Origin of the sequence: Microbacterium sp. SGAir0570, from assembly GCF_005491085.2 — a bacterium.
Classification (GTDB): domain Bacteria; phylum Actinomycetota; class Actinomycetes; order Actinomycetales; family Microbacteriaceae; genus Microbacterium; species Microbacterium arborescens.
Window position 1 is genome coordinate 2,491,211 of sequence record NZ_CP027929.1, and the last position, 16,362, is coordinate 2,507,572.

Sequence of the window (16,362 nt, forward strand, 5' to 3'; positions counted from 1 at the left end):
GGAGGCGGGCCGGCCTCAGGCTTCGCCGCGATCGCGCGCCGCGCGCCGCGTGGCGGCCACGAGGAGCACGAAGCCGACGATGCCCGGTACCGCGATGAGCACAGCGGTACCGGCGTCGGCGTACTGTCCCGTGGCAGCTCCGAGAGCGACAGCCAGGATGAGCAGCTGCGCCACGATGCCTCCGGACCGGCCCCACGAGACCCGGCGCCAGACGGAGACGGCGAAGGCGACGAGGGCGGCCGCACCGATCGCCGTCAGGACGATGAGCGCCACCGAGCTCGGCACGTCGATCGTGTCGCCGCCGACGAGAGCGACGATCTCCCATCCGACGACCGCCAGCAGCGCGACGGCCTCGGCGGCGAGCACAGCTCCCGCGATGCGTTCGACAGCAGAAGGGGCCATGGCATCCGACCTTCGGTCCGGGCCGCACGAAACCGATATTCACGGCCCGGCGGCGAGCAAATACGCAGTTCACCCTTGATTCATCTGTCCGGGCTATGGGACGATAGACCAAGCCGTGTGCTCCCACAGCGAAGTGGGGCGAGCATCCGCTCGCACACTTAACCAGGGTACCGGACTACCCGAGTCCGGCCTGACAGAATCACCACCCCAAGGAGCACCACATGGATTGGCGCGATAAGTCTGCCTGCCTGACCGTCGACCCCGAACTCTTCTTCCCCGTGGGCAACACCGGCCCCGCCGTCGACCAGATCGAGAAGGCGAAGGCCGTCTGCGCCCGTTGCACGGTCACCGAGATCTGCCTGCAGTACGCCCTCGAGACCGGCCAGGACTCGGGCGTCTGGGGAGGCCTCTCCGAAGACGAGCGCCGCGCACTGAAGCGCCGCGCCGCACGCGCACGCCGCGCCTCCTGAGGCGCTCTCCGCTCTCGGCGTCGCCGACGCGGCGCCGAGACACCGCGGTCGGCGAGACCGACCGCCCCGCTCAGCTCGCGTCTCGCTCGATGTAACGCAGCGGGATGTCGATGGTCACCTCGGTGCCGCTCCCGACGAGCGTGTGCCAGTCGATCGTCCCGCTGAGCTCGCCCTGGATCAGCGTGCGAACGATCTGCGTGCCAAGGCCGCGCCCGACCTGACCCTCCGGCAGTCCGCTTCCCGAGTCGCGTACCTTGACCTCGAGGCGCTCCGCCGAACGTTCCGCGACGATCTCGACGTCGCCCTCGGTGCCGGCGAGCCCGTGCTCGACGGCGTTCGTCACGAGCTCGGTGAGCGCGAGAGCGAGAGGTGTGGCGTACTCGCTGGGCAGGGTCCCGAAGCGGCCGGTCGACCGGGTCCGGGCGCGGGTGTTGGGGGCTGCGGCCACCTCGGCGACGAGCTTGAGCACCCGTGCGAAGACCTCGTCGAAATCGACGTTCTGCGCGAGTCCCTCTGAGAGGGTGTCGTGCACGACGGCGATGGCCGAGACGCGACGCATGGCCTGTGTCAGCGCGTCGCGCGCCTCCTCCGAATGCGTCCGGCGGGCCTGGATGCGCAGGAGCGACGCGACGGTCTGCAGGTTGTTCTTCACCCGGTGGTGGATCTCGCGGATCGTCGCGTCCTTGGTGATGAGCTCCTGCTCCTGATGACGGATCTCGCTGACGTCACGGCACAGCACGATCGCACCGATGCGGGTCCCGTGGTCGCGCAGCGGGATCGTCCGCAGCGAGACGGTCACTCCGCGCGCCTCGATGTCCGCGCGCCATGGTGCACGGCCGGCCATCACGATCGGCAGCGACTCGTCAAACTCGCGTTTGCTGGGGAGGATGGCCGTCGCGACCTCGATGAGGGGCTCCCCCTCGAGCTCGTCCTCGAAGCCCAGCCGGTTGAAGGCCGACAGCGCGTTCGGGCTGGCGAAGGTCGTCATGCCGTCGACGTCGAGCCGGATGAGTCCGTCGGATGCGCGCGGCGCACCGCGACGCGGCGCGGTCGGGGCATTGAGGTCGGGGAAATCGGACGAGGCGACCATTCCGAACAGGTCGTCGGCGCAGTCGTTGAACGTGATCTGCTGACGCGACGGCGTCCGCGCCTCACCGAGGTTCGTGTGCCGCGTGAGCACACCGACGACGTGCGCGGGGCGCCCCTCGGCGGCCCGTTCCCGCACGATGGGCACCGCTCGCACGCGCGTCGGAGTCTCTTCGAACCAGTCGGGCGAGGCGGAGTCGACGATGCGCGCCTGGGTGAAGGCGTCCTTCACCTGCGTACGCCACTGCGGCCGCACCCGGTCGCCGACGATGTCGCGGTAGAACAGCGTCGCCGCTCCCCCGGGCCGGGTGTGCGCGACCGCGATGAACGAGTCGTCCGCCGTGGGCACCCAGATGACGATGTCCGCGAACGCGAGATCGGCCAGCAGCTGGCCGTCACCGGCGAGGCGGTGCAGCCACTCGACATCGGCGTCGGTGGACAGTCCTTGAGCATGGACGAGATCGCTGAGGGTCGACACCATCCCAGACTAGGGGGCCGGCCCCGCCGCCGCGGCGCCCGCCGTCACACGCTGCCGCCGGCGGGCCTCCTCGGCCGGGCGGGCGGGTGGCGAGATCACCTCGCCGACGAAGCGACGGACGGCAGCCGGGATCGATCCCCGTCCGTTGCCTTCCCCGACGGGCCGGGCTGCGAGAAGCGCGGCGTCGGTGGCGCGCGGGTCCCAGGGGACGAACGAGCATCGCTCGATGCCCGCGTAGCGCACGAAGCTGCGACGGATCTGACCTCGCGGGTCGATCCCGAGCGGGCCGCCGCGGAGCTTGTTGACCACCACGTGCACGGGCACCGCCCCCACGATCGACCGCAGGTCCGGATACACCCGCAGGAAGCGCGAGAGTCCCACCGGGTCGGCGGCAGCGACGGCAACGACCGCGTCGGCCGCTTCGAGCGCGGCGAGCGTGGCCCCGTTGCGGCGGGGTCCGTCGAGATCGCTCACGATCTCTTCGTCGCGCTCGAGAGAGGCGGAGACATCGACGAAGACGTCATCGACCCAGTCACGGCACGTCTCGAGCACGCGGGCGACCCGGTCGAACCCGAGTTCCGGCCAGCGTGACGGGCGGTTGATCCCGGCGAGCACCTCGACGGCGCCGGCAGGCTCGGCGATGCGCGCCAACTCGCCGGGCGTCAGCTCGCCCCGCGATGCCCTGCGGCACGCGGCCGCGAGGCCTGGTCCCTCGTCGGGGATGCCGAGCGCGATGGCGATCGCGGGTGCGTGCGTGTCGGCATCGGCGAGCGCGACACGGCGGCCGTCGCGTGCGGTCTCGCGAGCGAGCTCGATCGCCAGCGTCGTCCGCCCCGGCGCGCCGGACGCGCCCCACACCACGATCACCCGTCCGCGCGACGAGCGGGCCTGCCCCGCGGCAGGCACCGCTGTGACGGCATCCAGGGCATCCGTCCCCGCATCGACGACCGCGATCCCGAGGATCTCCGCGGCGCGGCGCTCGGCGGGACCTCGCGCCCAGGCGACGATCCGGGTCGCCGTCCGGTCGCACAGTTCCACGACCTCGCGCGTGAGCCACGATCGGGATGCGGCCAGGATCAGCACGTCGGCACTCGCCACGGTGTCCGCCGCGCCCGGCCGTTGGACCGTCCCCTTCACCGCTCCGGCACCCGAGAGGCCGCGTGCTGCGACGGCCACGTCGTCGGCGGCCAGCACTGCCACGTCCGCGAGGCCGCCCGCGCGCAGTCGCTCGACGAACGGCGCGTACTCCGGGATCGCCACCACGACGCGCATCAGCGTCCGCCGCCCGTGGCGGGAATCACGGAGATGGCATCCCCCGAGCCGATCGCGGCGAGCACGGCGGCGACGTCATCACGCGGAACCACCAGCTCGACCGCAGCGGAGCGCTGCTGCCCGACGAGCCCTTCGCTGCTCTGCAGAGCTCGCACCGTCGCGTCGGGGACGAGGATGCGGGGGTCGGCGAACACGTCGCGTTCACGCCGGGGTGCGCTCCACACCTCGACGCGAGTACCCGCCGTCACCGAACCGGGTACGGCATTCGTCGTCTGCACGACGACCGTCGTGGCGTCCGCCTCCGCAGGAGAGGCCACCGCGGCGCGCGGCACCAGTTCGCCGGCCGGAATCGTCCGCGACGCGACCCCGCCCGGCTCGAGGGTCCCCGGCGCGGCGTAGAGATCGCCTGCCGGCCCCAGCACCACCTCGACGACCCGCAGATCCGCGGCGTCGACCGGTTCGCCGACGACGATCGTCCGGGCCGCGCTGAGAACGGTCGAGGTCTGCCGTGCCGCAGACACGACGGACCAGACGCCGGCGATGGAGACCAGCACGAGAACGACGCCGATGATGACGCGTGCGTCGGCCCGTCGGATGCGGCTGCGGAGGGAGGTGCGTACGGCCATACCCCCATCGTGCGCGAGCGGAGGAGACCACGCCCGCCGTTGTCCACAGGGGTGTCAAGGGCCGGGCAGAGGAACGAGCGCGCGCGGATAATGGAGGCATGCCCGCCATCCCCGACAGCGCGCGCTTCCTGACCCCGTCCCAGGTCGCCGAGACGCTGCAGATCGAGGTCGACGAGGTGATCGCGCTCGTCCACGAGGGCCGGCTCGTCGGGGCCAAGGTGGGAACGCCCGCCCGCTGGCGCATCGAATCGGCGAGCGTCGAGGATTACCTCGATGCCCAGGTCGAGGATGCTCGTCGCGCCGCGCTGTGGCAGCAATCGCAAGTCGCCAGCTTCCCCGAGCTCTGGGCGCGGCAGCGACGGCCGGAGTGACCCCTCACCCGGCGGATCCGTCGAGGTGCACGGTTCGCAGCGCCCGATAGCCGATGATCCGGTGCCCGGTCACGGCGCTCGCGCGGCGGGGCTCCCCCGCGTCGTGGAGGGCGAAATCGACGTGGTCCGCGCCCGCACGGTCGATGGTTCCCGTCCAGCTCGTCCCCCCGGCCACCACGACGCGGACGCCGACGCGACGACGCGCGAGATCGCGCAGCATGAAACCGAGGGTCATGCGTTCGGCGAGCGCGGAGTGGCTCCGGGTGGGGCGAGCGCTGCGGAGCAGATCGGGTTCTGCCGCGGCGATCGAGGCCACGGCGTCGAGGGGGACCACCGCGGCTCGGGACCCGGCGGTGTTCTCGACGGCGATCCAGTCAGATCCGACGCCGGTCAGGCGACCGCGAACGGCATCCGCGGCGATGACATCGACCGCGATCTCGAGGCCGACCAGCTCCACGAGGCGCTCGCGGAGTGTGAGCCGCGAGAGGCGCAATCGTTCGGCCTCGCTGTCGAGCGCGGCACGCTCGGCCTCCCACTCGGAGTCGAGCTGGTGTTCGAGATCTTCGAAGAGGCGCTGCCATCGCACCCCGCGAGGTTATCGGCAGTGCACCGGCCCGAAGCAGCCTGTCCACAGGTTGGAGAATTCTCATCCGGCCGGATTCGGCAGTGTGCTGTACTCATCGGCGTTGACAGAGCCGATGGAAGGAGGTTCGCGCGATGACGTCGATGAGCGCCGGTGAACCCCGCCGGTACCCCCGCATCGGGTCCTCGCTCGACATCGCGGAGTACTTCGCCGCGCAGCCGACCTCGACGGCCGATCTCCCGGATCCCGAGCCGTTGGTGCGCAACCTGACCCGCGGTGTCCTCGAGGTTCTCGCCGGAGTCCGTGAAGTCGAGCAGCTCGCCCGGTGGCTGAGCGAGGATGCCTTCCGAGTGCTGGTGACACGCGCGAACCTCGCGGCGCGCGCACGCAGCGCCCGGCAGGTCACCCCGGCGCGACCTGTCTACTCGATCGTCAGGGTCCGGATGTGCGAACCGGCCGACGGCGTCGTCGAGGGAACGGTGATCGTCACCACCCCGCACCGCACGCGCGCGGTGGCGCTCCGGCTCGAGGGCCTCGACGGCCGATGGCGGGCGACCTCGCTCGCCCTGCTGTGACCGGCTCCTACTGCTTGTACGACGACAGGAAGTTGCCCAGGCGCTCGATCGCCTCGGTCAGCACGCGCGCCTCGGGCAGCGTGACGATCCGCAGGTGGTCGGGGTCGGGCCAGTTGAACCCGGTCCCCTGCACCAGCAGCACGTGCTCGGCCACGAGGAAGTCGTAGACGAGCTTGCCGTCGTCGTGGATGTCATAGACCTCGGGATCGAGGCGTGGAAACGCGTACAGCGCCCCCTCGGGCTTGTGACACGTCACGCCCGGGATGCTCTCGAGCCCCTCCCATGCGGCATCCCGCTGCTCGTGCAGCCGCCCCGTCGGCGCGATCAGCGCTTCGATCGACTGCACGCCCGACAGCGCGGCCTGCACCGCGAACTGCGCGGGCACGTTCGGGCACAGGCGGGTCGAGGCCAGCAGCTGGATGCCCTCGAGGAAGCCCTTCGCATGCGCCTTGGGCCCCGTGATGACGAGCCAGCCCGAGCGGTACCCCGCGACGCGATACGTCTTGGAGAGGCCGTTGAACGTCAGACAGAGGAGGTCGGGCGCGAGGGTCGCCAACGGGATGTGGGTCGCCTCGTCGTAGAGGATCCGGTCGTAGATCTCGTCCGAGAGCAGGAGGAGCGAGTTCTCGCGGGCGATCTGCACGATGCCCTCGAGAACCTCGCGGCTGTACACCGCGCCCGTGGGATTGTTCGGGTTGATGACGACGATGGCCTTCGTCTGCGGAGTCACCTTCGAGCGGATGTCCTCGAGGTCGGGCTCCCAGCCCTGCGTCGCATCGCACAGGTAGTGCACGGGCTTGCCGCCGCCGAGGCTCGTCATCGCCGTCCACAGCGGATAGTCGGGCGCGGGGATCAGCACCTCGTCGCCCTCGTCGAGGAGAGCCTGCATCGTCATCGTGATCAGCTCGGATACACCGTTGCCGAGGTAGACGTCGTCGGGGTCGACGTGAGGGAACCCCGGAACCTCCTCGTAGCGCGACACGACGGCGCGCCGTGCGGAGAGGATGCCGCGACTGTCGCTGTAGCCGTGCGCGTTCGGCACCGACTCGATCATGTCGCGGACGATCTGGAAGGGCGCCTCGAACCCGAAGATGGCGGGGTTGCCGGTGTTGAGCTTCAGCACGCGATGCCCGTCGGCCTCGAGTCGGTCGGCCTCGGCCAGGGCGCTGCCACGAATTTCGTAGAGGACGTCCTTGAGCTTCGATGACTGATCGAGGATTCGGCGGTTCATCCGATCAGGATATCCGGCGGTCGAGCGGGCCGATCGACGATGCGTGGCCCGCTCGCCGGATCACTTCTTCTTGCCCGCGGCCCGCCGCGCCGCACGGTTGCCCGCGTCGCCGGCATCCTCGTTCGCGCCCATCTTCTGCCCGAACGCACCGCGCGGTGCGTCGGCGGGGGCCTCCTGCTCGGCCGCCTGCTGACGCGCCTTCGCGGTCGCGGTCTTCTGAACCTGACCGCGATCGTTGCGCACCTCGACCTCGCCCGACCCGGTGTCGCTCGGGGCGGAGTACTCGAGCTTCTGCGTCTCGACGGGCGTCGGGGTGAGCCCCTTGGCGTCGACGTCGCCGCTTTCGGCGGAGCGGACCTCGACCTCGAGGTTGTAGAGGAAACCGACCGACTCCTCCTTGATCTGGCTCATCATCGACTGGAACATCTCGTACCCCTCGCGCTGGTACTCGATGAGCGGATCGCGCTGTGCCATCGCACGCAGGCCGATGCCGTCCTTGAGGTAGTCCATCTCGTAGAGGTGGTCGCGCCAGCGGCGGTCGAGCACCTGGAGCACGACGCGGCGCTCGAGTTCGCGCATGGCCGGCTCACCGAGCGTCTCCTCGCGCTTCTGGTAGGCGATCTTCGCGTCGGAGAGCAGCTCGCGCTTGAGCACGTCGGCGGTGATGCGTCCCTTGTTCCCGGCCTCGGCCACGACCTCGTCGATCGTGACGCCCACGGGGTAGAGCGTCTTCAGCTCGGTCCAGAGGGCGTCGAAGTCCCAGCTCTCGGTGTGACCCGACGACGTGTGGTCGTCGATGACGGCGCTGATGGCATCCTCGATGAAGTGCTGCACGCGCTCCGACAGGTCGTCGCCGTGGAGCACCTGGCGGCGGTCGGCGTAGATCGCCTCGCGCTGGCGGTTGAGCACGTCGTCGTACTTGAGGACGTTCTTGCGGATCTCGGCGTTGCGCGCCTCGACCTGCGCCTGCGCGCTCTTGATCGCCCGCGAGACCATCGACGACTCGATCGCGACGTCCTCGGGGAAGTTCGTCCGCGCGAGGATCGCCTCGGCCGCGCCCGACTGGAACAGGCGCATGAGGTCGTCGGTCAGCGACAGGTAGAACCGGCTCTCACCGGGGTCGCCCTGACGACCCGAACGTCCGCGCAGCTGGTTGTCGATGCGGCGCGACTCGTGACGCTCGGTGCCGAGCACGTAGAGTCCGCCGGCTGCGACGACCTTCTCGGCCTCTTCGGCCACGGTCTCGCGGACCGATGCGAAGACCTCGTCCCACGCGGCCTCGTACTCGTCCGGCGTCTCGACGGGGTCGAGCCCGCGCGACTTCATCTCCTGGACGGCGAGGAACTCGGCGTTGCCGCCGAGCATGACGTCGGTACCGCGACCGGCCATGTTGGTCGCGACCGTCACGGCGCCCAGGCGACCGGCACGCGCGACGACCTCGGCCTCCCGGGCGTGATTCTTGGCGTTGAGGACCTCGTGCTTGACGCCCTTCTTCGCGAGCAGACGCGAGAGGTACTCGCTCTTCTCGACGCTCGTCGTGCCCACGAGCACCGGCTGGCCCGTCGCGTGGCGCTCGACGATGTCTTCGACGACCTGCGCGAACTTCGCGGTCTCGTTCTTGTAGACGAGATCGGGCTGGTCCTTGCGGATCATCGGCTTGTTCGTCGGAATCGGGACGACGCCGAGCTTGTAGGTCGACATGAACTCGGCCGCCTCGGTCTCGGCGGTACCGGTCATACCCGAGAGCTTGTCGTAGAGGCGGAAGTAGTTCTGCAGCGTGACGGTGGCGAGGGTCTGGTTTTCGGCCTTGACCGGAACGCCTTCCTTCGCCTCGATGGCCTGGTGGATGCCTTCGTTGTAGCGACGGCCGACGAGGATACGACCCGTGTGCTCGTCGACGATCATGACCTCGTCGTTCATGACGACGTAGTCGGTGTCGCGCTTGAACAGGGCACGCGCCTTGATCGAGTTGTTCAGGAAGGAGATGAGCGGGGTGTTCGCCGACTCGTAGAGGTTGTCGATGCCGAGGTAGTCCTCGACCTTCTCGATGCCGGGCTCGAGCACACCGACAGTGCGCTTCTTCTCGTCGACCTCGTAGTCGACACCCGGTTCGAGGGTGAGGGCGACGCGCGCGAACTCGACGAACCAGCGGTTCGCCTCGCCCGACGACGGCCCCGAGATGATGAGGGGGGTGCGGGCCTCGTCGATGAGGATCGAGTCGACCTCGTCGACGACGGCGAAGAAGTGGCCGCGCTGCACGAGGTCCTCGCGCCGCCAGGCCATGTTGTCGCGCAGGTAGTCGAAGCCGAACTCGTTGTTCGTGCCGTACGTGATGTCGGCGGCGTACTGCTCACGGCGGACCTCGGGGGTCTGACCCGAGACGATCGTTCCGGTGGTCATGCCGAGCGCGCGATAGACGCGGCCCATGAGCTCGGACTGGTACGAGGCGAGGAAGTCGTTGACGGTGATGACGTGGACGCCCTTGCCCGCGATGGCGTTGAGGTAGGCCGCGAAAGTCGCCGTCAGCGTCTTTCCTTCACCGGTCTTCATCTCGGCGATGTTCCCGAGGTGAAGGGCCGCGCCGCCCATGACCTGCACGTCGTAGGGACGCTGACCGAGCGTGCGCTTCGCAGCTTCGCGAACGGCGGCGAACGCCTCCGGCATCAGGCGGTCCAGCGTCTCGCCGGCCTCGTAGCGCGTGCGCAGCTCGGCGGTCTCGTTCCGCAGCTCGTCGTCGGTGAGCCGGGCGTAGTCCTCTTCGAGCGCGCCCACGGCCTTGACGATCTGCTGCAGACGGCGCAGCACGCGGCCCTCACCGGCGCGGAGCAGTTTCTCGAGAGGGTTGGCCACAGCGGATCTCCATCTGTCGGGTGCGCCGACGCCACGTCGGCCGCGCCCGCGCGTGCGCACGGGCATATGGAGCCCATGTTATCGGCCCGTGACCTTGGCGTCGCCTGCGAGAGACGACGACCTCCCGTCCGGCGACGACCGCGAGACCTAGGATCGGAGCATGGCTGGATTCTGGGGCAGACGCAAGCGGGAACAGCAGGATGTCGCGGACGCGGACGCGAACCTCGCACGCGAGGCGGACATCGCCCTCGTCGGAGCGGACGAGCGCCTGCGTGTCACGAGCGACGAGATGGTGTTCGCCGAGGCCGAGCTCGGCGACGAGGCCACTGCTCCGCTGCGCGAGGCGATCGCCGCAGTGCGCCACCACCTCGGCGAGGCGTTCCACCTCAAGCAGCTCAACCACGACGAGATCCCCGACACACCCGAAGAGGTGCGCACGCGGAACGCGCGCATCGTCCAGCTGTGCGAATGGGCCCAGGACCTGCTCGACGACCGCGTCTCGGCCCTGTCCGAGGCGATCGAGCGCGCCCGGCGGGCACCCGAGATCCTCGCCGGCATCCGGGCCGACGTCGCGGCCCTGCGCGAGCGCATCGCCCCCGCCCGCGCCGTCATCGACCGGGTCTCGAGCCGCTACCACCCCGACGCGCTCAACCGGGTCAGCGGGAACGCGGATGAGGCCGCGGGACTGCTCGAGTTCGCTGAGCACGGGGCGGATGTCGCCGAGCGCCGGCGCGCTGCCGGCGAGCGCGGTCCCGCGAACATCGCGCTCGAGACCGCCACCGAAGCCGTGCGCCGCGCGCGCACCCTGCTCGACGCGGTCGACGACTTCGAGGTCGAGGCTCTACGGGCGCAGTCCACGCTCGCCGACGTCGTCGCCGACTCGCGCGACGACCTCGTCGCGGCGCGCACGGCTCCGCAGACCCCGGCAGTCACCACGGCCATGGCGGAACTCCAGCAGGCGCTGACGCGCGTCAGCCCCGCCGGCACTCCGGGCGACCCGTTCGCGGAGCTGTCGATGCTCCGCGAGAAGAACGCGGCACTCGACGTCGCCGTCGACACCGCCCGCGAGCGCGCTGCCCGCCCGATCCCGCCCGAGAGCCACGTCCGGCACGCGATCGACGACGCCGATCGCCAGCTGTCCGTCGCGCGGAGCGTCATCGCCGGTCACCGCGGGTGGATCGGCGCCGACGCGCGCACGCGGCTCGCCGAGGCCGAGAGTCTGCGCCTCGGGCTCGCTCCCGTCGGCCCGATCCCCGAAGACGACCGAGAGAAGGCACTCGCCGATGCGCGGCGGTGCGCCGCCCTCGCGGGCGAGGCCTTGCAGCTCGCCCAGCGCGACATCGACGGCTCGCGTCCGAACGACGGCTGGGGCGGCCCCGGCGGGTACGGCGGCGGCTGGGGCGGCCGCGGCAACGGCGGCAACATGGTGGGCGGCATCCTGGGTGGTCTCGTGATCGGCAGCATGCTCGACGGCATGTTCGACTGACAGCCCCGGCTTCGGCCGGAACACACGACGGGGGCGGATGCCGTGATGGCACCCGCCCCCGTCGTCGTCATCAGATCAGGACGCGAGCTCGGTCTCCGGCGGAGCGGCCGCGGTCAGCGAGATGACACCGTAGTCCCACCCCTTGCGGCGGTACACGACACTCGGGTGGTCGGTGCGGGCGTTGATGAACAGGAAGAAGTCGTGTCCGACGAGCTCCATCCGGTCGACGGCTTCCTCGACGGTCATCCACTCTGCGCCGAACTCCTTGGTTCGGATGACGACGGGCGTGTAGTCGTCCTCGTCGGCGGAGTCGCCGACAACGGGCACTTCGCCCGTCGCGACGGCACGCAGGACCTCGACCGATGCGGGTTCGACGTCGATGCCCTCGAGAGCGCCGGTTCCCTTGTCGAGCTTGGCTCCTCGCGGGTGGTTCCGCGCATCGACGCGCTTGTCCTTGGCGCGGCGAACCTGCTCGACGAGCTTGTCGACCGCGAGATCGAGGGCGACGAACTTGTCGCCGTCCGTGGCCTCGGCCCGGACGATCGGTCCCTTTCCAGTGAGGGTCAGTTCGACGGTCTCGTCATCCATGCGCCCGTTGCGGTAGGCGTGATGCGTGACCTTGATGTCGAGGCGCTGCGCACGAGGTGCGAGCGTCTCGATGCGACTGGACTTCTCTTCAGCCACCGTGCGGAAGCGATCCGTGATCCCGACTCCCACGCCGACGATGCTGGTTTCCATCCTGACCTCCTTGCTCCGGTCCGCCCGGTTCAAGGGCGGACCTTCGTTCGCCTTGGTCTCCCCCACGCTAGTGGGGCGAGCGAGCATTGTCACTCATGAACCGCCGGGAATACCTTCAGCGCTCACCCGGAGCGGGGTGTCGGCCAGCACGACGGCGCCCACGACCCGCAGCCCGGCGGCGCTGAGCGCGTTTCGCGCCGCACGCAGCGTCGCTCCCGTGGTCATCACGTCGTCGACGATGACGACGGCGCCCGTTCCCGGACGCGCGAGGAACGCGCCCGCGACGTTGCGCTCTCGCTCCGCGCGGCCGAGCAGACGCTGGTCGAGAGCACGGCCACGCCAGCGGAGCCACCGCCCGACACGGGCCTCGCAGCGCCGCGCGAGCAGCTCGGGCACGGCGTACCCCCGACGGCGCAGCGCCGCCCGTGACGGCGGAACCGGGACCAGCACGGCATCCGCCCACCCCGCTTGACGGACCAGGTCCGCCATCAGGGCGCCGAGCGGGCGGGCCAGGCCGGTGCGGCCGTCTTCTTTGAGAGCACGGACGACACGGGCGGCCGTGCCCTCGTAGCGCGCGACGCTGCGGACCTCGAGCCCGTCGGCATCGTGCCGGTGCGGTCGAGCGATCTCCGCGGCGCAGATCTCGCAGAGCGGTCGGCCCGGCGCGTCGCATCCCGCGCACCAGACGGGCATGAGCAGATCGAGCGCGTCGGCGAGGTGCTCACGCCACGGCCCGCGACGAAGGGGATCCGGCTGCACGCCCCCATGCTGTCGACGCATCGCCGTCAGCGGCAGCGTCATCCCGCGACTGTGGACGACGGCGTCGGGCCCATCGCCGGGGAGAGGTCAGCGCGGCGCGCCCTGCTGGGTGGCGAGCACGCGGATGCCGCCCGCGACCGTCGGCCAGGCCTGCCCCTTCTGCGCGTAGAGGACGCCCTCGCCGTCGAGGAGACGGACGGCACGCAGCTGGTTCGTGGCGGCGATCGCGACGGGACCGGCCGGCGCGACGATCTCTTCGCCGAAGCCGCCGACCGACTGCGAGATGACGACATCGGCATCGCCGTCCTCCGCGAGGACCGCGATGGTCGATCCGTCGACCCAGCTCGCGTCGATGCCCGTGCCGGGAAGCAGCGCCACGGTCTCGCGATCCCCCAGTCCCGCCGGAGCACCGTCGTCGTCGCGGAGGATGCCCGCGATCCACAGCGCCGGACGCGAGCCGTCGCGCACCAGGGCGGCGATGCGCGTGCCGTCGCGCGACACCTCGATGCTCGAGATCTGCGATGCCCCGGGCCACGCATTGGCGATCGAGACGACCGTGCCGTCGGGGCCCGTCGCCGTCAGGCCCGACGGCTCACCGGAGGGCACACTCCAGATGAATCCCTGCGGATCTATGGTCGGGTCGATCAGGCCCGTCCGCTCGTCGACGATCTCGGAAGTCGCGTCGTCGCGCACGCGCACGACAGCGCCGGCTGACGTCCGAATGGCGGCCGTGCTGCGATCCGCCCCCAGCTGGATCGACTCCGGCCCGAGACCGGGGAGGACGGCGGACAGTCCCGGCAGCGGCTCGATCTCGGAGCCGGAGAGGAATCCGAAGGCGTCCTCGGTCAAGACCGCCGGCCGGACATCGACGCGGATCGGTCGGACGTCGACCGCCTGGGCGGCGACCGGCTCGCCGTCGACCGACATCTGGGCGCCGCGGATACCGGCTGACTGCAGGCTCGCGTCCAGCTGCGCCTGCATCCGGTTGCGGGTCTCGGGCACGATCGCCAGCGCCGACTGCGACAGCGGCACCTGGGCCACTCCCCCCTCGAGCGGAACCGCGCGCGTCGCGAGCTCGAGACTCTCGGGAAACGCCGAGTAGACCGCGCCCGACAGCCAGGGGCTGGGGTCGCCGTCGATGAGGGCCTCGGTGATGTGGGTGGCGGCGTTGGTCGCGGGGAACCAGCGACGGTCGGGAACGAGGTAGGTCCAGGACCGGTCGAAGTACATGACCGAGTACTCGCGGAAGACCGCCTGGAACCGGGCGCGGTCGAGCACGACGCCGTCGGGCGCGTTCGAGATCCGCCACTCGCCCTCGACCTCGACGAGGGAGAAGTCGAGCGGCATCGAGCCGCCGTCGGTCACCGACATCGCCCCTGTGGCGTCGACGGCTGCTTCGGGGGTGATGGCGACGGTGACGGTCCCGTCGCCCGCGACGGTGTACACGCGTTCGCCCGGGAGGTCGATGGTGGCCCGGGCCGTCGGCTGCCACGACGAGCGGAAGTCCGGCGCGAGGAACTGCCGAGCCGTCCCCCAGTCGTCACGGGGTCCCGACCCCGCCGCGAGGAATCCTGCCACGATCTGCTGCGGTGTCGCCCCCGGCGGCGGATCGTCGGGGAGGAAGGAGAAGTCGACCGCGCCGGCCTCCTGGTCGATCGGCGCCCCCGCGACGACGGGGCCCGAGGTCGGCAGCCCCGTGCAGCCGGCCAGCAGCAGGGCGAACAGCATCCCGAGGACGGCGGCGACCGAGCGCAGACGCTTCACGACGAGCCTTTCGCGGGACGGGGAAGGGAGATCGGCTGGGTCAGCCCCAGATCGTCGAAGGGTACGCCATCCTCCCCCGGGTCCACCGGAAGGGGCGAGTGACCGTCGAGCGGCTCGCTGCGCCGGGGAATCGTGAGCACGAAGTTGGTTCCCCGCCCGAGCTCGGACCACACCGCGAGGGTGCCGCCGTGCAACCGCGCGTCGCCGAGGGCGATCGAGAGTCCGAGCCCCGTGCCACCGATGGTGCGCTTGCGCGAGGGGTCGGCGCGCCAGAAGCGATCGAAGACGCGCTCGGCGTCGGCCGGCCGCATCCCCAGACCGTAGTCGCGCACGCCGATCGCGACCGCCCGCGCGTCGCTGTCGACGCTGACCACGATGGGCCGTCCCTCGCCGTGCTCGATCGCGTTGCCCAGCAGGTTGCGGACGATCCGGCGCACGCGCCGCGGGTCCATCTCCACGGGGGAATAGCCACCCGGAGCGACGAGTCGCACATCGCTGCCGTGCTGCTCGGCGAGCTGAGCCATCGAGGCGATGACGTCCTCGGCGAGCTGGGTCATACTCGTCGGCTCGCTCTCGAGCTGCACCGAGCCGGCATCGTAGCGGCTGATCTCGAGCAGGTCGGTGAGGAGCACCTCGAACCGGTGCACCTGGTCGTGCAGCAGCTCCGCCGCGCGTGCGGCCACGGGATCGAAGTCCTCACGCCGGTCGTTGAGCATGTCGGAGGCGAGCCGGATCGTCGTCAGCGGCGTCCGCAGCTCGTGCGAGACGTCGGAGACGAATCGCTGCTGGACCTGCGACAGCTCGGCGAGCTCCTTGATCTGCGCCTCGATGCTGTCGGCCATCGCGTTGAACGACCGCCCGAGGGTGGCGAACTCGTCCTCGCCGCGCACCTGCAGCCGCACCGCGAGGTCGCCCGCCGCCAGCCGCGAGCTGCTTTCGGCCGCCTGCGCGATCGGCTCGGTCACCGAGCGCAGCACGATCCACGAGATCGCGCCGATGAGGACGACCAGCCCGACGCCGACGATCCACAACGTGATCTGGACGAAGGCGAGGGTCTGCGCCTCACTGGCCAGGTCGTAGCCGAGGTAGAGCTCGTAGGCCCCCACCTCGGGGAGGACGATCTGCTGCCCCACGACGATGCCGGGCACCTGACCTCCTGCTGACGCGGCGAAGCCGACGGGCTGCCACCACTGCAGCTCGTCATCGCTCTGCACCTGCGCGCGCAGCTCGTCGCTGATCCGGTCTGCGGGGAGACCCGCCGAGTCGAAGTCCTGCGGCGCGATGGCCGACGGTTCCGACGAAATCCGGAACGCGGCGATGCGGTCGGTCGAGGACTGGCGCTGAATAGAGGTGCGCACGCTCTCCATGAGGTTGTCGACGGCGACCACGTCGCCCCCGACCTCGGCGGCATCCAGCGTCGCCTGCGCCGACTGCGTCGCCCGCTGCGCCTCGGCGAGCAGCTGGGAGGTGCGCGACTCGAAGAGGTCGTTCTGAATCGCCAGCGACATCCACACCAGTGCCACGGTGATCGTCAGCGCGGTCGCGCCGAGCGTGATCGCGACGGTGCGGAACCGCAGCGATCGCCGCCAGGTGCGGGCGAGCCGACGCCCCCACGATCGCCACCCGCGCGTCGCGACCGTCGCCGTCGTGACGGTGCGGATGGGCATCGGA

General features: G+C 70.6%; 15 protein-coding genes. 4 read left to right on the forward strand and 11 right to left on the reverse strand.

Annotation, left to right across the window (positions count from 1 at the left end):
- Window positions 1-15 precede the first annotated feature (15 nt).
- Window positions 16-402, reverse strand: a complete 387-nt coding sequence (locus tag C1N74_RS11915; RefSeq protein WP_023955348.1) for a hypothetical protein — start codon at window positions 400-402, stop codon at window positions 16-18.
- Between the two features lie 221 nt (window positions 403-623).
- Here C1N74_RS11915 and C1N74_RS11920 point away from each other — a divergent pair, with 221 nt between their 5' ends.
- Window positions 624-872: a WhiB family transcriptional regulator gene (locus tag C1N74_RS11920; protein WP_023955350.1), complete on the forward strand. Its 249-nt coding sequence runs from the start codon at window positions 624-626 to the stop codon at window positions 870-872.
- Window positions 873-942: 70 nt separating this feature from the next.
- On the opposite strand, the gene C1N74_RS11925 is transcribed toward C1N74_RS11920, so the two are convergent.
- The 3 genes from C1N74_RS11925 to C1N74_RS11935 are packed head-to-tail and all read right to left on the reverse strand — an operon-like array spanning window position 943 to window position 4,334.
- The gene (locus C1N74_RS11925; protein WP_036305931.1) at window positions 943-2,436 is read right to left on the reverse strand and encodes a sensor histidine kinase; all 1,494 of its coding nucleotides are present in this window, start codon (window positions 2,434-2,436) and stop codon (window positions 943-945) included.
- A gap of 9 nt (window positions 2,437-2,445) precedes the next feature.
- Window positions 2,446-3,708 (reverse strand): hypothetical protein, encoded by a 1,263-nt coding sequence (locus tag C1N74_RS11930; protein WP_137750597.1) that lies wholly within the window; start codon window positions 3,706-3,708, stop codon window positions 2,446-2,448.
- The gene (locus C1N74_RS11935; protein ID WP_088380244.1) at window positions 3,708-4,334 is read right to left on the reverse strand and encodes an SAF domain-containing protein; all 627 of its coding nucleotides are present in this window, start codon (window positions 4,332-4,334) and stop codon (window positions 3,708-3,710) included. Before C1N74_RS11935 ends, C1N74_RS11930 begins: the two co-directional genes overlap by 1 nt.
- Before the next feature lie 98 nt (window positions 4,335-4,432).
- Here C1N74_RS11935 and C1N74_RS11940 point away from each other — a divergent pair, with 98 nt between their 5' ends.
- Entirely contained in the window at window positions 4,433-4,705 is a 273-nt protein-coding gene (locus C1N74_RS11940) for a helix-turn-helix domain-containing protein (protein ID WP_023955358.1), read from the forward strand.
- Between the two features lie 4 nt (window positions 4,706-4,709).
- Here the strand turns inward: C1N74_RS11940 and C1N74_RS11945 are convergent, their stop codons facing one another.
- Window positions 4,710-5,291: a hypothetical protein gene (locus C1N74_RS11945; RefSeq protein WP_137750598.1), complete on the reverse strand. Its 582-nt coding sequence runs from the start codon at window positions 5,289-5,291 to the stop codon at window positions 4,710-4,712.
- Window positions 5,292-5,431: 140 nt separating this feature from the next.
- On the opposite strand from C1N74_RS11945, the gene C1N74_RS11950 reads away from it, so the two are divergent.
- Window positions 5,432-5,863: an Rv3235 family protein gene (locus tag C1N74_RS11950; protein ID WP_370576231.1), complete on the forward strand. Its 432-nt coding sequence runs from the start codon at window positions 5,432-5,434 to the stop codon at window positions 5,861-5,863.
- Between the two features lie 7 nt (window positions 5,864-5,870).
- Here C1N74_RS11950 and C1N74_RS11955 read toward each other — a convergent pair whose 3' ends face one another.
- Window positions 5,871-7,094 carry a pyridoxal phosphate-dependent aminotransferase gene (locus tag C1N74_RS11955; protein ID WP_023955364.1) on the reverse strand — a complete coding sequence of 408 codons (1,224 nt, stop codon included), beginning with the start codon at window positions 7,092-7,094 and terminating at the stop codon, window positions 5,871-5,873.
- Window positions 7,095-7,154: 60 nt separating this feature from the next.
- A complete protein-coding gene (secA, locus tag C1N74_RS11960; RefSeq protein WP_064955661.1) occupies window positions 7,155-9,944 on the reverse strand; it encodes a preprotein translocase subunit SecA in 2,790 nt (929 codons plus the stop codon).
- Between the two features lie 160 nt (window positions 9,945-10,104).
- Between secA and C1N74_RS11965 the strand changes: the two genes are divergently transcribed.
- Window positions 10,105-11,430, forward strand: a complete 1,326-nt coding sequence (locus C1N74_RS11965; protein ID WP_023955368.1) for a hypothetical protein — start codon at window positions 10,105-10,107, stop codon at window positions 11,428-11,430.
- 75 nt (window positions 11,431-11,505) lie between these two features.
- On the opposite strand, the gene hpf is transcribed toward C1N74_RS11965, so the two are convergent.
- From hpf to mtrB, 4 genes are all read right to left on the reverse strand, one after another.
- Window positions 11,506-12,168 (reverse strand): ribosome hibernation-promoting factor, HPF/YfiA family, encoded by a 663-nt coding sequence (gene hpf / locus C1N74_RS11970; protein WP_137750599.1) that lies wholly within the window; start codon window positions 12,166-12,168, stop codon window positions 11,506-11,508.
- A gap of 93 nt (window positions 12,169-12,261) precedes the next feature.
- Window positions 12,262-12,927 carry a ComF family protein gene (locus C1N74_RS11975; protein ID WP_258317924.1) on the reverse strand — a complete coding sequence of 222 codons (666 nt, stop codon included), beginning with the start codon at window positions 12,925-12,927 and terminating at the stop codon, window positions 12,262-12,264.
- Window positions 12,928-13,014: 87 nt separating this feature from the next.
- The gene (locus tag C1N74_RS11980) at window positions 13,015-14,691 is read right to left on the reverse strand and encodes an LpqB family beta-propeller domain-containing protein (protein ID WP_137750600.1); all 1,677 of its coding nucleotides are present in this window, start codon (window positions 14,689-14,691) and stop codon (window positions 13,015-13,017) included.
- A complete protein-coding gene (gene mtrB, locus C1N74_RS11985; protein ID WP_023955376.1) occupies window positions 14,688-16,358 on the reverse strand; it encodes an MtrAB system histidine kinase MtrB in 1,671 nt (556 codons plus the stop codon). The genes C1N74_RS11980 and mtrB overlap by 4 nt, the downstream gene beginning before the upstream one ends.
- Window positions 16,359-16,362: the final 4 nt, after the last annotated feature.

Excerpts from the sequence above, each read along its gene's own strand:
- C1N74_RS11920 (WP_023955350.1), top strand. The coding sequence starts at position 624 with ATGGATTGGCGCGATAAGTCTGCCTGCCTGACCGTCGACCCCGAACTC.
- hpf (WP_137750599.1), bottom strand. The coding sequence starts at position 12,168 with ATGGAAACCAGCATCGTCGGCGTGGGAGTCGGGATCACGGATCGCTTC.
- C1N74_RS11930 (WP_137750597.1), bottom strand. The coding sequence starts at position 3,708 with ATGCGCGTCGTGGTGGCGATCCCGGAGTACGCGCCGTTCGTCGAGCGA.
- mtrB (WP_023955376.1), bottom strand. The coding sequence starts at position 16,358 with ATGCCCATCCGCACCGTCACGACGGCGACGGTCGCGACGCGCGGGTGG.
- C1N74_RS11965 (WP_023955368.1), top strand. The coding sequence starts at position 10,105 with ATGGCTGGATTCTGGGGCAGACGCAAGCGGGAACAGCAGGATGTCGCG.
- C1N74_RS11915 (WP_023955348.1), bottom strand. The coding sequence starts at position 402 with ATGGCCCCTTCTGCTGTCGAACGCATCGCGGGAGCTGTGCTCGCCGCC.
- C1N74_RS11940 (WP_023955358.1), top strand. The coding sequence starts at position 4,433 with ATGCCCGCCATCCCCGACAGCGCGCGCTTCCTGACCCCGTCCCAGGTC.
- C1N74_RS11955 (WP_023955364.1), bottom strand. The coding sequence starts at position 7,094 with ATGAACCGCCGAATCCTCGATCAGTCATCGAAGCTCAAGGACGTCCTC.
- C1N74_RS11935 (WP_088380244.1), bottom strand. The coding sequence starts at position 4,334 with ATGGCCGTACGCACCTCCCTCCGCAGCCGCATCCGACGGGCCGACGCA.
- C1N74_RS11950 (WP_370576231.1), top strand. The coding sequence starts at position 5,432 with ATGAGCGCCGGTGAACCCCGCCGGTACCCCCGCATCGGGTCCTCGCTC.